This window comes from Dactylosporangium sp. NPDC050588 (assembly GCF_040654975.1).
Taxonomy (GTDB): domain Bacteria; phylum Actinomycetota; class Actinomycetes; order Mycobacteriales; family Micromonosporaceae; genus Dactylosporangium; species Dactylosporangium maewongense.
In genome coordinates this window covers 1-17,662 of record NZ_JBFAJA010000065.1, presented here as the reverse complement: position 1 = coordinate 17,662, position 17,662 = coordinate 1, and the positions used below count along the sequence as shown (strand labels likewise).

Sequence of the window (17,662 nt, the reverse complement as noted above, 5' to 3'; positions counted from 1 at the left end):
CAACGTGCAACTCGGACATGCGTCACGGCGACACACGGACCCGCATGGAAGGTTCGGACCGGACGGACGATGGACAGGCAGGCCGTTACGACGCGTGATACTGGTTCTGCGCCGGCTCCAGGCCGCGCTCGATTACCATCTCCACCGCGTCCGCGGCCCGGTCGACGAAGAAGTCCAGCTCCTTGCGCTCGACCGCGGAGAAGTCCGACAGGACGAAGTCGGCCGGGTTCTGCCGCCCGGGCGGCCGGCCGATGCCGAACCTGACCCGCACGTAGTCCTTGCTGCCGAGCGAGGACGACATGGACCGCAGCCCGTTGTGGCCGCCCTCCCCACCGCCCTGCTTGAGCCGCAGCTGCTCGTACGGCACGTCGAGCTCGTCGTGCACGGCGATCACCTGCGCCACCGGCACCTTGTAGAACTGCGCGAGGCCGGCCACCGGCCCGCCCGACAGGTTCATGAACGTCAGCGGCTTCACCAGCACGATGCGCGGCCCCCCGACGCGCAGCCGCCCCTCGGCCGCGTCGGCCGCGACCCGGCGATGCTTCGAGAACCGCAGCCCCGCCCGCTGCGCGATCAGGTCGGCAATCATGAAGCCGACGTTGTGCCGGTGTCGCGCGTACTCCGGGCCGGGGTTCCCCAGCCCCACGACCAGCCAGGGCGCGGTGTCCGTCATCAGGTCCCCTCACAGCGGCAAGGCCACGACCGCCACCAGGCGTCCGAGCCCCGAGTCTCCACGAAGCGCCGGTCGAGCGGCCGGCTAGAACTGTCGTACCTCGCTGCTACCTTCATCACGTCGAGGTCGGCGAGATGCAGGCGCGGGAGGCGTCCGCGGCCAAGTCTCGCAGCAACGCCCCGGTCCCCGCGAGCCACCGGTCGCGACCCCCGACCACGTCCAAGCCGCACCCACGGCCCGACCCGCAACCACGGCCAGGTTTCGGCGGACCGCCAGCGCGGCGACCGGCAGCGGCCACGGCCCGGTCCGGCAGCCACGGCTGACCCTCCGCGAGCCCCCCGTCGCGAGCGCCGGATGCGCCCACGGCCAAGGTCACAGCCACGGCTACGGCCACGGCCGAGCCTCGACGGGCTGCGGGTCGCGAGCGCCGAAAGCGTCCACGGCCAGCCGCCCGCGAGACGCAGGTCGCGGCCGCCGACCGCGCCCACGGCCAAGCCGCCGCCAAAGCCGGACTCGCAGCACAGCCCGGTCCCGCCTCGAGGCCCACCACGACCACCTGTCGTCCTCAGGCGCCCGCCGGGCGAGGCGGTGACGGCGATGCGGTCTCGCCAGCCTGCCGGTCACGGACGACGGAAGCGTCCACGGCCAGGCACCCACAGCCACAGCCTGCACTCGCAGTCACGCCCAATGTCGCAGCCACAGCCCAGGTCACGGCGGGCTGCCGGTCGCGGGCGCCGGAAGCGCCTACAGCCAGCCACCCATGGCCGAAGCCCCACAACCACAGCCGGGTCTCACAGCCGCAGTCCGGTCTCTCGGCCACGGCCAAGTCTCCGCACGACAGGTCGCGGGCGGCGAGTGCGCTCACAGCCGGCCCCACGGCCCGGGGCCAGGCTCGGTGAGATGGCGGTGCGGGGCCAGGGAGCGGCCGGTGCGTGTGTGCCGGTCCTCGCGACATCAGGGTCGCGGTGGGCCGGGCTGGGCCGGGGTCCGCTCAGACAGCGGCCGCGGGTGCCCTTGGGGCGCCCGCGGCCTTGGAGCGGTGGGGCTCAGACGTCGGCCGGCTCCGGGGTCGCCTCGGCGGCCTCGGCGGCCTCAGCGGCCGGCTCGGCGGCGGCCTCAGCGGTCTCACCCTCGAGCGCCTCGGCGGTCGGGGCGGCGCTGATGACGGCCACGATGCTCTCCGGGTCGGCGGCCAGCTCGGCACCGGCGGGGAGCTTGATCGCACCGGCGGTGACGTGGCTGCCGGCCTCCAGGCCGTCGATCGAGGCCTCGAGGAACTCGGGCAGCTTGGTCGCGTCGGCGAGGATCGACAGGGTGGTGCTCTCCACCATGACGAGGGTGTCGCGGGCGGCCTCGCCGGTCAGGTGGACCGGGACCTCGACGGTGACCTTCTCGCCACGGCGGACGATGAGCAGGTCGACGTGCTCGTAGATGTCCTTGATCGGGTCGCGCTGGATGGCCTTCGGCAGGGCGAGCGCGGTGCCGCCGCCGTTGATCTCGATGTTGAAGATCTGGTTCTTGCCGCCGTGCCGGATGGCGGCGGCGAACTCGCGGGCGGGGAGGGCGATGTGGCGGGGCGCTTCGCCGTGGCCGTACAGCACGGCGGGCACCTTGCCGGCCCGGCGCGTGCGGCGGGCACCACCCTTGCCGAACTCGGTGCGGGGCTCAGCGCTGATCTTTACCTCGGACACGGCAAAAACTCCTGATGCGGTTGTGCGGCGGGCACCGGCCGGCGCGACCGGTAACAGTTGTCTTGCGGCGCACGGGCGAGGAGGCGCACGGGGCACAGGCCCGGAGCACCGCGTCGATCACGGAGCCCGATGGCCGTCATGCCGATCCCACGAAGACCGCTTCCGCGATGGTCGCTGGAACGCACGCCCGGCCCTTGGAGCACCCTCGCCGTGGCAACCGCACTAGCTTACCCGAGACCTCCGGGCACCCTCACACGGCACCCGTCCGGTTGTGCAGATCACGCGCCTGTGTCAACCGGACGGGCCGCAGGGCCATGGAAGAGACCAGGAAAGCCCCGGGGAGGATCAGGACAGACCGCCGAAAAGGGTCGTGACCGACCCGTCGTCGAACACCTCACGGATGGCACGGGCCAGCAGCGGGGCGATCGACAGCTGGGTGATCTTGTCGACCTTCTTGTCGTTCGGGAGGGGGAGTGTGTTGGTCACCACGACCTCGCTGATCCGGCTGGCGTCGAGGCGCTCGCAGGCCGGGTCGGACAGCACGGCGTGGGTGGCCGCGACGATGACGTCGGCGGCTCCCTCCTGGAAGAGGATGTCGGCGGCGCTGACGATGGTGCCGCCGGTGTCGATCATGTCGTCGACGATCAGGCAGACCCGGCCCTCGACCTCGCCGACGACCCGGTTGGCGACCACCTGGTTGGGCTTGAGCGGGTCGCGGGTCTTGTGGATGAAAGCGAGCGGGCAGCCGCCGAGGCGGTCGGTCCAGCGCTCGGCGACCCGCACCCGGCCGGAGTCGGGGGCGACGACGGTGATCGGGCGCCCGGCGTACTTGGCGTCGATGTGGTCGGCGAGGGTGTTCATCGCGAAGAGGTGGTCGACGGGGCCGTCGAAGAAGCCCTGGATCTGCGCGGTGTGCAGGTCGACGGTGAGGATCCGGTTGGCGCCGGCGGTCTTGAGCAGGTCGGCGACGAGCCGGGCGGAGATCGGCTCGCGGCCGCGGTGCTTCTTGTCCTGCCGCGCGTACGGGTAGAACGGCAGGACGACCGTGATCCGCTTGGTCGAGCCGCGCTTGAGCGCGTCCACCATGATCAGGCTCTCCATGAGCCAGTCGTTGATCGGGGCGACCATCGACTGCACGACGAACGCGTCGGAGCCGCGCACCGACTCCCGGTAGCGGATGAAGATCTCGCCGCTGGCGAAGTCGTAAGCGTCCATCGGCGTCGGCTCGACGCCGAGCACCGCCCCGATCTCCTCAGCGAGCGCGGGAAAACCCCGGCCGGAGAAGAGCATGAGGTTCTTGCGGTTCTCCGAACTGATGCTGGCCATGTGGGTTTCGCCCGCTCCCGATCTCGTGGTTGGGCTCATTGTTCGTCGGATGGCCCCGCATCGGCCACCGAGGCGGGCGCGACGTGGTTTTCTTCACGTGCGAGGGCGTCGCGCGCGGCCTGCGCGGCGGCTGTGCCAGCACGCTTGCGCTCCACCCAGCCCTCGATGTTGCGTTGGTTGGCCCGGGAGACGCCCAGCGCGCCGGGTGGCACGTCCTTGACGATCACGCTGCCGGCGGCGGTGTAGGCGCCGTCGCCGACGTGCACCGGGGCGACGAACATGTTGTCGGCGCCGGTGCGGGCGTGCGCCCCGATCACCGACCGGCGCTTCTGCACGCCGTCGTAGTTGACGAAGACGGTCGCGGCGCCGATGTTGGTGCCCTCGCCGATCTCGGCGTCGCCGACGTAGGACAGGTGCGGCACCTTGGCGCCGTCGCCGATGTCGGCGGCCTTGGTCTCCACGAACGTGCCGACCTTCGACTTGCGGCCGAGCCGCGTGCCGGGGCGCAGATAGGCGAACGGGCCGACCGACGCCTGCGGCCCGATCTCCGAGGACAGGGCGTGGGTCCGCACGACGGTCGCGCCCTCGCCGACGATCACGTCGATGAGCGAGGTGTCGGGGCCGACGACCGCGCCCTCGCCGATGCAGGTCGCGCCCCGCAGGTGCGTGTTGGGCTCGACGACCGCGTCCCGGTCGAGGGTGACGGTGACGTCGATCCACGTGGTCGCCGGGTCGATGATCGCGACCCCGGAGCGCATCCACTCGTCGTTGATCCGGTCCCGCATGAGCGCCCGCAGCCCGGCGAGCTCGGCGCGGTCGTTGGCGCCGAGGGTCTCGGTGGCGTCCGGGGCGCGGTGGGCGACGATCGGCGCCCCGGCCGCGGAGAGCAGGCCGATGACGTCGGTGAGGTACTCCTCGCCCTGGTCGTTGTCGGTGGAGAGCTTGCCGAGCATCTCGCGCAACCGCTCCGCGTCGAACACGTAGGCCCCGGAGTTGATCTCGCGGATGCCCCGCTGCGCGGGCGTGGCGTCGCGCTCCTCGACGATGGCCGCGAACTCGCCGCCCCGGTTGCGCACGATGCGCCCGAGGCCGGTGGGGTCGTCGACCTCCGCGGTCAGCACGGTCGCGGCGGCCTTGGTGCTCTCGTGCGTGTGCACGAGCGCGCTGAGGGTCTCCGCGCGCAGCAGCGGGATGTCGCCGTTGAGCACGACCACGGTGCCGGTGAGGTCGGGCGTCTCCTCCAGCGCGATGCGCACCGCATGTCCGGTGCCGCGCTGCTCGATCTGGGTGACCGGCACGGCGGCCGGCGCGATCTGCTCCAGGTGGGCCCGGACCAGCTCACCGCCGTGGCCGACGACCACGGTGGCGGCGCCTCCGATCGCCTCCTCGGCGGCGGCGAGCACGTGGCCCACCAGGGTCCGGCCGAGCAGCGGGTGCAGCACCTTGGGCAGGGCGGACTTCATCCGCTTTCCCTCGCCGGCGGCCAGGATGATCACGTTTCGCACGGGCGCGCTCCTCGACGGTGTCGGTGCGCCTCATCGTAGTCAGGTGGCTGGGGTGCCAGGATTCGAACCTGGACTGCGAGGCTCCAAAGGCCTGCGGGCTGCCGTTACCCCACACCCCAAAGATCTGCCTGTGCAGCCTACCGGTCGCGTCGATCCGGCTCGTATCGAGGCCGGTTCCCCTCACCCTCTCGGCGGGTCAGCCGATGTTTGCGGACGAAGATCACATAAAACCGCGGGTAATCGGCTTGACACAGAGCCAATCTGGCGAACCTACGCTTCCGTAAGTTACGGTGACGTAGGCGTAGCGTCGATCCCTGAGAGGTAGCATGTCCGCTGTACTGCTCGATCCCGCCCCTGGTCAGACCCCTGAGCGCGGGCCAAAAGCCCTGACCGAGGGGCGCCAGAGTGCCGGTATCCTGATCGCCCTCTGGGGATTCGTCGTCCTGCCGTTCGCCGCGCTGCTGGCGGCCGTCCCCGTCGCCTGGGGATGGGGACTCACCTGGCTCGACGTCGCGCTCGGCACCGTCTTCTACGTGATCGGCGGGCTCGGCATCGGCTCGGGCTTCCACCGGTACCTCACCCACGGCGCCTTCAAGGCCAACCGTGGGCTGCGCATCGCACTGACCATCGCCGGCAGCACCGCGATCGAGGGCAGCCCGACGCAATGGGTCGCCGACCACCGCCGCCACCACGCGTTCTCCGACCGGGAGGGTGACCCGCACTCGCCGTGGCGCTTCGGGGAGTCCTTCGGCGGCCTGCTCAAGGGCCTCTTCTACGCCCACGTGGGCTGGCTGTTCCACCGCGAGCTGTCCAACCGGGAGCGCTTCGCCCCCGACCTGCTGGCCGACAAGGACATCCGCCGCATCGACAAGCTCTTCCCGGTGATCGTCGCGCTGTCCGCGACGCTGCCCGCGATCATCGCCGGCCTCGTCACCTGGTCGTGGCAGGGTGCGCTGTCGGCGTTCTTCTGGGCCGGCATCGTGCGGATCGGCCTGCTGCACCACGTCACCTGGTCGATCAACTCGATCTGTCACGTCTACGGCGAGCGCCCGTTCGAGACCCGCGAGGGCGACAAGGCCAGCAACTTCTGGCCCCTGGCGATCCTGTCCTTCGGCGAGAGCTGGCACAACCTGCACCACGCCGACCCGACCTGCGCCCGGCACGGGGTCGACAAGGGCCAGATCGACATCAACGCCCGGCTCATCTGGCTCTTCGAGAAGTTCGGCTGGGCCACGGACGTGCGCTGGCCGAAGCGGGACAGGCTGGACGCCAAACGGCTGGCACGATGAGCGGGTGACCGACCTTCCGGAGGAAGCCCCGCACGTCCAGCGCAAGAGCCCGCCACCGCCGCCGGCCCTGCCGAAGTCACGGGTGCGGATGTCCGCCGCCCAGCGCCGCGAGCAGCTGATCGCCATCGGGCGGGCGCTGTTCGCGGAGCGGGGGTTCGACGCCACCTCCATCGAGGAGGTGGCGTCGCGCGCGAAGGTCTCAAAACCCGTCGTCTACGAGCACTTCGGCGGCAAGGAGGGCCTCTACGCGGTGGTCGTGGACCGCGAGGTCCGCAACCTGCTGGACCGGCTCACCAACGCGCTGACCGGCGGCCACCCGCACGAGCTGCTCGAGCAGGCGGCCCTCGCCCTGCTCGACTACATCGAGCACGAGACCGACGGCTTCCGGGTCCTGGTCCGCGAGTCGCCGGTGATGTCGCCGACCGGCAACTTCATGAGCGTCCTCAACGACGTGGCGCACCAGGCCGAGCACATCCTCGGCTCGGAGTTCAAGCGCCGCGGCTTCGACCCGAAGCTCGCCGAGCTGTACTCGCAGGCGCTCGTCGGGATGGTCGCGCTCACCGGCCGCTGGTGGCTGGAGGTGCGCAAGCCGCGCAAGGAGGTCGTCGCGGCGCACCTGGTCAACCTGGCCTGGAACGGGCTGTCCAACATGGAGGGCAAGCCCACACTCGTCACCGGCCAGGGCAGATGACGCGGAAGCGGCGCCCCGGACGGGTCCGGGGCGCCGCTTCGCTGTCAGTGGCTCAGGCGGTGCGGGGGCTGTGCCGCAGGTGCTCCTCGGCGTCGGCCGCCGAGGCGCTGCCGACCCGGTCGTAGAGGCTGGCGGTGCCGGTGATGCCCCCGAGGATGAACGTGACGATCACGTTGACCATCGAGAACGCGAAGATGTTGGCCTCGGTCTGCAGCAGCGCGAGCGACGCCATGCCGACCACGGTCAGCACGATGCCGGCGAGCTGGTTGACGTAGTGCGCCAGGTTGCGCCCGACGAGGTTCGCGCCGAGGACGACGACCCCCGCGGCCAGCGACAGCAGCGAGAAGGCGGGGTTGGTGCGCAGCCCCAGGACCCACTCGGCCCCGTCCATGCCGGTGAACTGGTTGCCCGACGTCTGGACGAATCCGACCACGCCGAAGACCAGCATGTAGAGACCGGCGACGACGCAGAGCAGCCGGTACAGGGGCCGGAGGTGGTGGTTGATCGGAAAGTGAGCGGCCATGACCGTATCTTAGGGCCGGGTCATCCCGCGATCTCGGCGAGGGCGAGCCATTGCTCCTCGATGAGCGCTTTCTCCTCCTGTACCGCGCGCAGCTCGGCGTCCAGCGAGGTGATCTTCGCGTAGTCGGTCGCGTGCTCCGCCAGCTGGGCGTGCAGCGCCTCCTCCTTCTGCGTGAGCCGGTCCATGCTGCGCTCGAGCTTCGACAGCTCCTTCTTCGCGGCCCGGGCATCCTTGTCCGACGCCCGCAGGTCAGCGGCCTTCTCCCGGCCGGCCGACGCCGCGGGGGCGGTGCCGGTGCCAGTGCCGAACCCCTCCTCGGCCCCGGCAATGCGCTCCAGGTACTCGTCGACGCCGCCGGGCAGGTGGACGAGGTTCCCGTCGCCGAACATGCCGTAGACGACGTCGGCGACCCGCTCGACCAGGTACCGGTCGTGGCTGGCGACCACGATCGTGCCCGGCCACGAGTCCAGGAGGTCCTCCAGCGCCGCCAGGGTGTCGATGTCGAGGTCGTTGGTGGGCTCGTCGAGCAGCAGCACGTTGGGCTCCGTGGCGAGCAGGCGCAGCAGCTGCAGGCGCCGCCGCTCACCGCCGGACAGGTCCGCGACCGGCGTCCAGACCCGGGCGCCGCTGAAGCCGAAGACCTCCGCGAGCTGCGCCGCGGTCAGCTCCCGGTCGCCGAGCTTGACCCGCTTCGCGACCTCCTCGACCGCCTCCAGCAGCCGCAGGCCCGACGGCAGCTCCTTGAGCTCCTGCGACAGGAACGCGGCCCGCACCGTGCTGCCCCGCAGGAGCCGCCCGCCGTCGGGGTCCCGTACACCCGCCAGCACCCGCAACAGGGTCGTCTTGCCGGCCCCGTTGGCGCCGAGGATCGCGATCCGGTCGCCCGGCCCCACCAGCCAGTCCACCTCGGACAGCAGGGTCCGCTCGCCGGCCCGCAGGTCCACCTTGGACAGTTCGTAGACCTGCTTGCCCAGCCGCGTGACGGCGAGCCGCTGCAACGACACCGTGTCGCGGGCGGGCGGCACGTCGGCGATGAGCGCGTTGGCCGCGTCGATGCGGAACTTCGGCTTGCTGGTGCGGGCCGGCGGGCCGCGCCGCAGCCAGGCGATCTCCTTGCGGAGCAGGTTCTGCCGGCGGGACTCGGCCTCGGCGGCGACCCGCAGCCGCTCCGCCCGGGCCAGGGTCCAGGCCGCGTAGCCGCCCTCGTAGGCGCGGACCGTCGCGTCGGCGACCTCCCACGTGGTCGTGCAGACCGCGTCGAGGAACCACCGGTCGTGGGTGACGACCATGAGCGCGCCGCGGCGCTGCAGCAGGTGCCGCGCCAGCCAGGCGATGCCGGCGACGTCGAGGTGGTTGGTGGGCTCGTCGAGGATCAGCAGGTCGGCGGGGCGCACCAGCAGCGCGGCGATCGCGATGCGGCGCCGCTCGCCGCCGGACATCGGCCCGACGGGCGCGTCCAGGCCGAGGTGCGGCATGCCGAGCCCGTTGAGGACGGTGCGGACGCCGGCGTCGCCGGCCCACTCGTGCTCCGCGGCGAACGCGGCGGGCAGCCAGGCGGTGCCGATGATGACGTCGCGGACCGTGGCGGTCGGCGGCAGGTCGAGGTTCTGCGGCAGCGCCGACACCCGAAGGTCGCGCCGGTGTGTGACGCGGCCCTCGTCGGGCTCCTCCGCCTTGGTCAGCATCCGCAGCAGGGTCGTCTTGCCGGCCCCGTTGAGCCCGACGACACCGATGCGGTCGGCGTCGTCGACGCCGAGGGACACCTCGTCGAAGATCCGCCCCGCCGGGTACGTCTTGCCGACCTTGTCCAGGTTGATGATGTTGGCCATCTACAGCACTCTCGCTCCGGGCACGGGACCGACGGCGGTACGCACCGCGCGGCAGCAGTTGGCGGCCTCCAGGTCGGCCGCGAGCAGCGCGGCGTGCCGGGCGTCCTCGGCCAGGAAGACCACGGTCGGGCCGGAGCCGGACACGAGCCCGGCCAGGGCGCCGGCGTCGAGCCCCGCGTCCAGGACCCCCCGCAGCTCGGGCCGCAGGTGCAGCGCGGCGGCCTGCAGGTCGTTGGCGAGGTGCTCGGCGAGCACGTCGGGGTCCTTCTGCCGCAGCGCGGCGAGCAACCCGTCAGGCGTCCCCGCCTCGCTCTGCGCGCCCAGCTCGTCGAACGTCTTGTAGACCGTCGGGGTCGACAGGCCCTCCTCGGCGACGGCGAGCACCCAGTGCCACGCGTGCCCGCCGGTCAGGATCGGACTGACCAGCTCGCCGCGGCCGGTGCCCAGCGCGGTGCCGCCCAGGACCAGGAACGGGATGTCGGAGCCCAGCGTCGCGGCGATGCCGGCCAGGTCGTCGCGGGACAGCCCGGTCCCCCACAGCTGGTCGCAGGCGACCAGCGCGGCGGCCGCGTCGGCGCTGCCGCCGGCCAGGCCCGCGGCGATCGGGATCTGCTTCTTCAGGTGCAGCCTGGCGTGCGCGTCGTGGCCCGTCTCGGCGGCCAGGGCCCGCGCCGCCCGGATGACGAGGTTGTCCTCGCCGAGCGACAGCTGCCCGGTGCCCTCGCCCTCCATGGTGAGCGTCAGCGTGTCGCCGCGGCGGGCGGTGATCTCGTCGTACAGCCCGATCGCGTGATAGACGGTGGTCAGCTCGTGGAACCCGTCCGGACGCGCGGCACCGACGTGCAGGTGGAGGTTGATCTTCGCGGGCACGCGGACCCGGACCGGTCCGTGCGCGGCCAGGCGCGGCCGGTCGAACTCCTCGTCGTCGTCTTCGGAGAAGAGCGGCTCGGTCACGTGGTGCACCCTACCCGTGCGACGGCTGCGCCTGCCGCTGGCTCGCGATACGGGTGAAGTCATGCACCGTGAGCTGCTCTCCCCGCGCGCCGGGGTCGACGCCGGCGGCCCGCAGGATCCGCTCGGCGGCATCCGGCCCGCCGGCCCAGCCCGCCAGGGCGGCCCGCAGCGTCTTGCGGCGCTGCGCGAAGGCGGCGTCCACGACCGCGAAGGTCGCCTTCCTGCCGGCGTCCGCGTTGCCGGCGTCCGCGTTGCCGGCGTCCGCGCCGGCGGTTTCCTCGAGCGGTGTTTCCCGCCGGGTGAACGCGACGAGACCCGAGTCGACGTTGGGCACCGGCCAGAAGACGCTCGGCGGCACCTTGCCGGCCTGCTTCGCCGTCGCGTACCAGGCGAGCTTCACGCTCGGGACGCCGTAGACGCGGCTGCCCGGACCCGCGACGAGCCGGTCGGCGACCTCCTTCTGCACCATGACCAGGCCCTTGCGCAGCGACGGCAGCGTGGCCAGCAGGTGCAGCACGACGGGCACGGCGACGTTGTACGGCAGGTTCGCCACCAGCGCGGTCGGCTTCTGGTCGACGTCGACCCGCAGCGCGTCGCCCTCGATCACGTGCAGCCGCCCGGCCTGCTCGGGAGCGAACCGCTGTACGGTGGCCGGAAGCGCCTTCGCGAGCACAGGGTCGATCTCCACCGCGCAGACCTTGTCCGCCACCTCCAGCAGCCCCAGGGTCAGCGAGCCCAGGCCCGGACCGACCTCCAGCGCGACGTCGTCGGCACTCAGCTCGGCGGCGCGCACGATCCGCCGGACGGTGTTGGGGTCGTGGACGAAGTTCTGCCCGAGCTGCTTGGTGGGCCGCACGCCCAGCTCCGCGGCCAGCTCCCGGATCTCCGCCGGGCCGAGCAGCGTCATCGCCATTCGCCGAACGCTCGGGTGCCGTTTGCCGAGATCGCGGCGCACAGCGTGTCCAGGTCGTGCCCGGCCACCTCGGCCAGGGCCCGGACGGTCAGCGGGATCAGGTAGCTGGCGTTGGGCCGGCCGCGGAACGGCACCGGGGTCAGGAACGGCGCGTCGGTCTCCACCAGCAGCCCGTCCAGCGGCGTGATCGCGGCCGCGGCGCGCAGGTCCTTCGCGTTGCCGAAGGTGAGCGTGCCGGCGAAGCTCAGCAGGTACCCCCGGTCGAGGCACTCCCGCGCGAACGCCTCGTCGCCGGAGTAGCAGTGCAGGACGACCTGGTCGGGCGAGCCCTCCTCGTCGAGGACCCGCAGGATGTCGTCGTGCGCGTCGCGGTCGTGGATGACGAGGGTCTTGCCGTGCCGCTTTGCGATGCTGATGTGCGCCCGGAAGCTCTCGTGCTGGGCCTTGCGGCCGTCGTCGCCGGTGCGGAAGTAGTCCAGCCCGGTCTCGCCGATCCCGCGGACCCGCGGGTGGGCGGCGAGCCGCTCGATCTCCCGCAGCGCGCCGTCCAGGTCGGCCTGCCGCGGTGCGTCGTTCGGGTGCAGCGCGACGGTCGCCACGACGTCCGGGTGCTCCTCGGCCACCTGTACACCCCACCGCGACGACTCCACGTCGACGCCGACCTGCACGAGGCGGTCGACCCCGGCGGCTTTCGCCCGGTCCAGCGCCTCCGCGACCGTCGACGGCCCGTTTTGTCCGTCACCCTCCAGGGTGATGTCGATGTGGGTGTGGCTGTCTAGCACCGCGACCGGCAATGCTTCCGGCGCAGGGGGAAACTCCCCCTGCCGGCTGTGTCTTCTCCCACTCACGGCGCCGGCTCGCTTCGCTCACCGGCACCGCGAGGCACGAGACGCTGCAACATCATTCGCTCGCTTCGCTCACTCATCGGCCATAAGCATGCCACCTCCGGTTCCGCGTTCACGATTCGTTCACCAGGCGGTCCTAGCGTCGCGAAGGTGACAGTCATCGGGCATACAGCAGGGTCCGCGACCCACAGCGTGACGCTCGACGGGACCACCTACCCCGCCGAGGAGATCGCGCAGGGCGCGGCGTTCGAGGTGTACGCGACGCAGCCCGCTCCCGGCTTCCTGCCCAACCCGCGGCCGGGCGCCCGCTGGCCGTTCCGCCGCTTCGTGCACGTCACGGAGGTCGTCGCCGGCGGCCTGTCCGTGTACGAGGACGAGCCGCTGCTGATGCCCGTCACCCGCACGCTGGACTGGACCGGCCTGCACAAGCTCACGCAGACCCCGTCCGCCGCCGAGTGGATCGCCCCGATCCGCCGCACGGCCACGGTCCGCCGCGGCACCCGCATGATCAAATTCCTGACCGGCCGGCAGCTCGGTGGCCACCTGCGCGGCTGGCCGATCAGCGGCTTCTGCTACCGCGCCTTCGACGTCGCCCACCTGCGCACCCCGCAGGACCTGGCGATCCTCAGCTCGTCCTCCTCCCCCGAAGACGTCGTCTTCGCGATCCGCTGGCGGGCCGTGGACCCGTGGGACTACGACGTGCCTTTCGCCGACTCGTACGGCGGCCTGGTCTCGATGCCCCCGCACGACCGCCTCGGCTCCCCTGTCATCGGCACCGGCTTCAGCCCGAGCGGCCGGCACATCGTGCCCGAGTTCGTGACCCGCGACCTGGCCGAGCTCCCCGTCCCGGCGAACACGTCCCTGGTCGCCTACACCAGCGACGGCACCGAGGTGACGCTCTACACGTACTTACCGGAGCAGCGCGCGTGGAGCCGCATGCACGGCCCGCAGTGGCGCCACCTCCTGCCGGACACGATCGCCGCCGACCAGGAGTACTTCCCGACCACCACTCCCCTGAGCCGGTACGTCGGCCGCTACCGCGACAACGTCTACGAGGCGATCGTCGACCCGCCGGGCGAGTTCCGGATCGCGGCGAAGACCCGCGCCGCCCGCTACCCGCTGGACGCCCTGGCCCGCCGCGTCCCCTCCGCCACCTGGCGCGACGCGCCCTGCACCGTCATCCGCGAGGAGGGCGACTGGCTGCGCCTGCGCCTGAGCCGCCCCGACGGCGACGCGGTGGCCCGCCTGGGCGCCCACTGCGTGGAGCGCGGCCTCTACGAGGCCTGGGCCCCCGGCGCCGAGGTCACCGACGCCCGCGAGGAAGACCACTGGTTCGACCTGTGACGCTGTAATTCCCCCCACCGCTGCCGCGGCGGGGCCCGGCGGGGATTCTCACCCGCAGCCCCAATGCGCCGCTCCGCGACGCACTGCCCGCGCCATGGCGCGAGGCAGACCAAGCGGCGCGTGCGCGCCGCATCCGGTGGCCGCCCGCCGCAGTGCCCGGGCTCCCCATGCTCCGGAAGCCTGCACCCCTGGGCTGCACAAACCCTTCCGGATCACGAACCCGTCACCCCCAGCCCACCCCCAGCGAACATGCGTTGATCAATACCCGCACACGCCCCTCCTCCCGATAGACGCTGCGCGATCCATCCACAGTTCGATCTCTGAATCGCGGGCAGATCGCACAACATCTATGGACAAAAACCGCATAGTCGGGCATTGATCAACGTCTGTGGCGGCGCGGGCGAGCAGTGGCCGCCCACACGGCCAGATCCACCCCTGGGCCACAGCGCCGGACGCACCACCGCACCCGGACCAGGCAACAACCCCGTCGCCGGACCCGACCACATGATCCAAGGACAACCCTGGCCGCGCGGACGGCCAGATCCGTCCTTGGATCAAGCCACGCACCCGCGACAACCAGCCCCCAGACGCCGCGCACGCACACAGGCCCACCTCGACACCCGCCCGCCCGCACCGACGCCGACCTTGACCATGTGATCCAAGGACAACCCCGGCCGCGGACACCGCCAGATCCGTCCATGGATCACAGCGGCGGACACAGCACCAGCACCCAGACCAGGCGACAGCGCCGTCGCGGGGCCGACCGTGTGATCCAAGGACAACCCTGGCCGCGCGGACGGCCAGATCCGTCCATGGATCACGGCGGCGGACGCAGTGCCAGCGCCCGGGCCGGGCGGCAGTGCCGTCGCGGGGGAAGCTCAACGTGATCCAAGGACAACCGTGGCTGTGCGGGCGGCCAGATCTGTCCTTGGATCAAGCCGGGCACTCGCGTCGGCCGGCCCCACCGGATGCGGCGCGCGTGCGCCGCTTGGCTTGGCTCGCGTCTCGGCGCGGGCAGTGCGGCGCGGAGCGGCGCATCGGGGTGCGGGTGAGCATCCCCGCCGGGGGCGGCGCGGCGGCGGCGGTGGGGTGGAAGCACAGCATCCCCGCCGGGGGCGGCGCGGCGGCGGTGGGGGAATTGCAGCGCTAGCTGGCCTGGGCCTTGGAGGAGTCGGCTACGGGGGTGCCGGCGGCGTGGGAGAAGGACTGGAGGCCCTGGACCAGGGCGGCGCGGTCGTCCGGGGACATGCGGCGCAGGACGGCGGCGATCGTCTCCTGGCGCTGGCGGCCCAGGCCGTCGAGCAGGCGGCGGGCGGTGGGCGTGAGCACCAGCCAGACCTCGCGCCGGTCGCGGTCGTCGTTGGTGCGGCGCAGCAGGTCGGCGGCCTCGAGGCGGTCGCAGAGGCGGCTGGCGGACGACGGGGCGGTGTGCAGCGCGATCGCCAGCTGGGTCAGGTTGATCGAGCCGGCCTGGTCGACGACGCCCAGGACGCGGAGCTGGGCGGCGGACACGCCGGAGTTGTCGTTGGCGGCGCTGGTGGCGAGCACCAGTGCCTGGCCCGCGGCGTCGACCAGGGCAGCGGCCATCGAGGCCGCGTCGTCACTGCCAGCCGGGTGCGGTGAGGGTCGGGTCCGCACGTCGTCCTCCGGGGTTCGCGGGGATCACGGGTCGGCTCTGGGCGACCAGTCGAGGCAGACGATCAGCGCATCGTCGGCGAGCTCTGCGCCTGCATGATAGTCACGCAGGCTCCGCATGACGCTGCTGATCGCCTCGGCCGGTGGTTGCAACCGGGTCGATCGTATGGCACGGCTCAACTCCCGCTCACCGTACGCGGCTTCGTTCGGCCGGGTGGCCGAGTGCACCCCGTCACTCACGATGAAGACGCGGTCACCGGGCTGGAGACGCTCCTGCTCCTCGACGTATCTGGTGTCGCCGAACATGCCGAGCGGCAGCTGCGGGTCGAGGACCATGTCGCGGACCTGGCCGCCGCGGACCAGAAGCATGCGGGGCGAGCCGGCGTCGATGATGCGCAGGTCGCCGGTGGCGAGGTTGAGCGACAGCAGGAGGGTCGCCACGTGGCGGGTGCCGCCGTACTGCGAATAGATCGCGTCGGCGGCGAGGACGGCCTGGTCGGCGAGGTCGCCGGGGGCGCTGAGGCCGGTGGGGATGGACCGCCGGGCGTTGCGCATCGCGTTGACGGCGAGGGTGGTGAGCAGCGCGGCGTCCAGGCCGGTGCCCATCCCGTTGAGGGCGGTGACGGTGAGCCAGTCGCCGTTGATGGACCAGTCGAAGTGGTCGCCGCCGACGGCGTACGCCGGCTCCAGCTGCCCGGCGAGCTTCACGCCGGGCTGGTCGTAGCCCCGGGCGGGCAGGAGGTCCCACTGCATCTCGGCGGCCATCGTCAGCCTGCCGTTGCGGCGGCGGTCCATGTGGTAGCGGTCGGTCCGCCGGTACACCGCCTGCAACGCCACGGCGAAGGTGCCGGCCAGCTCGCGCAGCCCCTCCCGCGCCTGCTGCGTCCGGTCGGCGTCCAGCACCACGCTGAGCACGCCGACGCGCTCGCCCCACGCCGTGATCGGCAGGTGCAGCCGGGCCAGCGACTGCCCCTCGCGGGCGTCCACGACGACCGTCTGGCTGGCGAACGCTCTGGTGGCCGACGCCAGCAGGTCGTCAACGCCGTCAGGCTCGACGCCGCTGGGGGACAGCGAGGTCGAGCGGTAGTCGGCGAGCCACACGGTGCTGCTCTTCGTCCCGTGTGACGCACTCAGGTGGGCGTCGAGCACCTCCACCAACCGATCCGGTGGGGCAGTGCGCAAAGCCTTCTCGATGGAGCCAACGCCGGACATGTGACCCTTCACCATCGCGACCGAAGCCTTTGCTTGCCGTGCGGCAAATAATATAAGGCAGTCCGTCGAGTCAGGTGATACCCAGGCTCCCGTCGGAGTTACACCCAGCGGGAGCCGAGCCACATCCGGGAGAACCATTCAGTGTACGTAATGTCCATTCCACTATAGATCGGATAGAAATAGGCGAAACATGCCGCTACGAGCAGCACATACGCACCTGCGACGATCGAACCGATCAGCCGGTGGTCGCTGGCGGGCTTGACGTGCCGCGGGGGTCCGATGATGGCGCCCAGGACGTACACCACGGCGAGGACCAGGAAGGGCTCGGCGGGCAGCGCGTAGAAGTAGAACATCGTGCGGTGCTCGGGCATCGACTGGAACCACGGCACGATGCCGGCCAGGGCGCAGACCATGATCAGCCAGGCCCGGCCGTCGCGGCGGGCGATCGCCAGCCAGCCGAGCGCCAGCAGCGCCGGCAGGAACGACCACCACAGCACGGGCGTGCCGAGGAGCAGGATCTCCGACGCGCAGCTGCTCGCGTCGCACGGCCCGTCGGTGTTCCAGTAGAACGCCACGGGGCGGCCGAGCAGCAGCCACATCCACGGCCACGACTGGTACTGGTGCTTCGAGCTCAGCCCGGTGTGGAACTTGTACGCCTCATGGTGGTAATGCCACAGGTTGAGCAGCGGGTCGATGATCGGCCGGTCGCTCGGACGGCCGTTCGCCTGCGCGTACCAGTGCCGGAAGTAGCCGTCGTCGGACAGGAACCAGCCGGTCCAGGTCGCGAGGTACGTCACCAGCGCGAGACCCACCATGACGACCATCCAGCGGCCGTCGTCGAGGATGCCGTCCCGGACGCTGTGCCGCGACCCGGCCGCGCGGCGGGCGCTGATGTCGAAGATCAGGGTCAGCGCGACGAAGAGCAGCACATACCACAGCGCGCTCCACTTGACGCCGCACGCGAGGCCCAGCGAGACGGCGCTGGCCAGCCGGTACCAGGGGACGCCGAGGCGAGGCCGGTTGGCCGGGCCGGGGCGGCTCGGGTCGACGCCGCGCTCCAGCGCCGCCAGCCACCTCGCGCGCCGCTGCTCGCGGTCCAGGACCAGGAAGTAGAAGGCGACCACGATCCAGAACATTAGGAAGATGTCCAGCAGCGCGGCCCGCGAGAGGACGAAGTGCATGCCGTCCAGGGACATCAGCAGGCCGGCGGTGGCGGCGAGGATCGTGGAGCG

General features: G+C 71.7%; 15 protein-coding genes and 1 tRNA gene. 3 read left to right on the top strand and 13 right to left on the bottom strand.

The window, feature by feature from the left end; translation table 11 throughout:
- Nucleotides 1-85: 85 nt before the first annotated feature.
- From pth to AB0I21_RS37455, 5 genes are all read right to left on the bottom strand, one after another.
- Nucleotides 86-676 carry an aminoacyl-tRNA hydrolase gene (gene pth, locus AB0I21_RS37475; protein WP_360568496.1) on the bottom strand — a complete coding sequence of 197 codons (591 nt, stop codon included), beginning with the start codon at nt 674-676 and terminating at the stop codon, nt 86-88.
- 1,043 nt (nt 677-1,719) lie between these two features.
- Nucleotides 1,720-2,364 (bottom strand): 50S ribosomal protein L25/general stress protein Ctc, encoded by a 645-nt coding sequence (locus AB0I21_RS37470; RefSeq protein WP_360568409.1) that lies wholly within the window; start codon nt 2,362-2,364, stop codon nt 1,720-1,722.
- A 345-nt stretch (nt 2,365-2,709) separates the two neighbouring features.
- Nucleotides 2,710-3,690 carry a ribose-phosphate diphosphokinase gene (locus AB0I21_RS37465; RefSeq protein WP_344503867.1) on the bottom strand — a complete coding sequence of 327 codons (981 nt, stop codon included), beginning with the start codon at nt 3,688-3,690 and terminating at the stop codon, nt 2,710-2,712.
- Between the two features lie 35 nt (nt 3,691-3,725).
- Nucleotides 3,726-5,195, bottom strand: coding sequence for a bifunctional UDP-N-acetylglucosamine diphosphorylase/glucosamine-1-phosphate N-acetyltransferase GlmU (glmU, locus tag AB0I21_RS37460; RefSeq protein ID WP_360568407.1), 1,470 nt, complete (start codon nt 5,193-5,195; stop codon nt 3,726-3,728).
- A 44-nt stretch (nt 5,196-5,239) separates the two neighbouring features.
- Nucleotides 5,240-5,314: transfer RNA gene (locus AB0I21_RS37455), tRNA-Gln, on the bottom strand.
- 207 nt (nt 5,315-5,521) lie between these two features.
- Here AB0I21_RS37455 and AB0I21_RS37450 point away from each other — a divergent pair.
- Together AB0I21_RS37450 and AB0I21_RS37445 are read left to right on the top strand one after the other, a co-directional pair.
- The gene (locus AB0I21_RS37450) at nt 5,522-6,484 is read left to right on the top strand and encodes an acyl-CoA desaturase (RefSeq protein ID WP_360568405.1); all 963 of its coding nucleotides are present in this window, start codon (nt 5,522-5,524) and stop codon (nt 6,482-6,484) included.
- Between the two features lie 88 nt (nt 6,485-6,572).
- The gene (locus AB0I21_RS37445) at nt 6,573-7,175 is read left to right on the top strand and encodes a TetR/AcrR family transcriptional regulator (protein ID WP_344504024.1); all 603 of its coding nucleotides are present in this window, start codon (nt 6,573-6,575) and stop codon (nt 7,173-7,175) included.
- A 52-nt stretch (nt 7,176-7,227) separates the two neighbouring features.
- Here the strand turns inward: AB0I21_RS37445 and AB0I21_RS37440 are convergent, their stop codons facing one another.
- The 5 genes from AB0I21_RS37440 to AB0I21_RS37420 form a co-directional block, all read right to left on the bottom strand.
- Nucleotides 7,228-7,698, bottom strand: a complete 471-nt coding sequence (locus tag AB0I21_RS37440) for a DUF4383 domain-containing protein (protein ID WP_360568403.1) — start codon at nt 7,696-7,698, stop codon at nt 7,228-7,230.
- A 20-nt stretch (nt 7,699-7,718) separates the two neighbouring features.
- On the bottom strand, nt 7,719-9,527 hold the full coding sequence (locus AB0I21_RS37435) for an ABC-F family ATP-binding cassette domain-containing protein (RefSeq protein WP_360568401.1): 1,809 nt from the start codon (nt 9,525-9,527) through the stop codon (nt 7,719-7,721).
- Nucleotides 9,528-10,427 (bottom strand): 4-(cytidine 5'-diphospho)-2-C-methyl-D-erythritol kinase, encoded by a 900-nt coding sequence (locus AB0I21_RS37430; protein WP_360568495.1) that lies wholly within the window; start codon nt 10,425-10,427, stop codon nt 9,528-9,530.
- Nucleotides 10,428-10,491: 64 nt separating this feature from the next.
- Complete coding sequence (gene rsmA / locus AB0I21_RS37425; protein WP_360568494.1) at nt 10,492-11,388, bottom strand: 16S rRNA (adenine(1518)-N(6)/adenine(1519)-N(6))-dimethyltransferase RsmA; 897 nt, start codon at nt 11,386-11,388, stop codon at nt 10,492-10,494.
- A complete protein-coding gene (locus tag AB0I21_RS37420; RefSeq protein WP_360568399.1) occupies nt 11,385-12,176 on the bottom strand; it encodes a TatD family hydrolase in 792 nt (263 codons plus the stop codon). The genes rsmA and AB0I21_RS37420 overlap by 4 nt, the downstream gene beginning before the upstream one ends.
- 213 nt (nt 12,177-12,389) lie before the next feature.
- Between AB0I21_RS37420 and AB0I21_RS37415 the strand changes: the two genes are divergently transcribed.
- The gene (locus AB0I21_RS37415) at nt 12,390-13,583 is read left to right on the top strand and encodes a hypothetical protein (protein ID WP_360568397.1); all 1,194 of its coding nucleotides are present in this window, start codon (nt 12,390-12,392) and stop codon (nt 13,581-13,583) included.
- A gap of 1,146 nt (nt 13,584-14,729) precedes the next feature.
- On the opposite strand, the gene AB0I21_RS37410 is transcribed toward AB0I21_RS37415, so the two are convergent.
- The 3 genes from AB0I21_RS37410 to AB0I21_RS37400 form a co-directional block, all read right to left on the bottom strand.
- Entirely contained in the window at nt 14,730-15,170 is a 441-nt protein-coding gene (locus tag AB0I21_RS37410) for a MarR family transcriptional regulator (RefSeq protein WP_344503876.1), read from the bottom strand.
- 75 nt (nt 15,171-15,245) lie between these two features.
- Nucleotides 15,246-16,373, bottom strand: a complete 1,128-nt coding sequence (locus tag AB0I21_RS37405) for a PP2C family protein-serine/threonine phosphatase (protein ID WP_360568395.1) — start codon at nt 16,371-16,373, stop codon at nt 15,246-15,248.
- A gap of 155 nt (nt 16,374-16,528) precedes the next feature.
- A partial coding sequence (locus AB0I21_RS37400) for a phospholipid carrier-dependent glycosyltransferase (RefSeq protein WP_360568393.1) occupies nt 16,529-17,662 on the bottom strand: 1,134 nt, incomplete at its 5' end.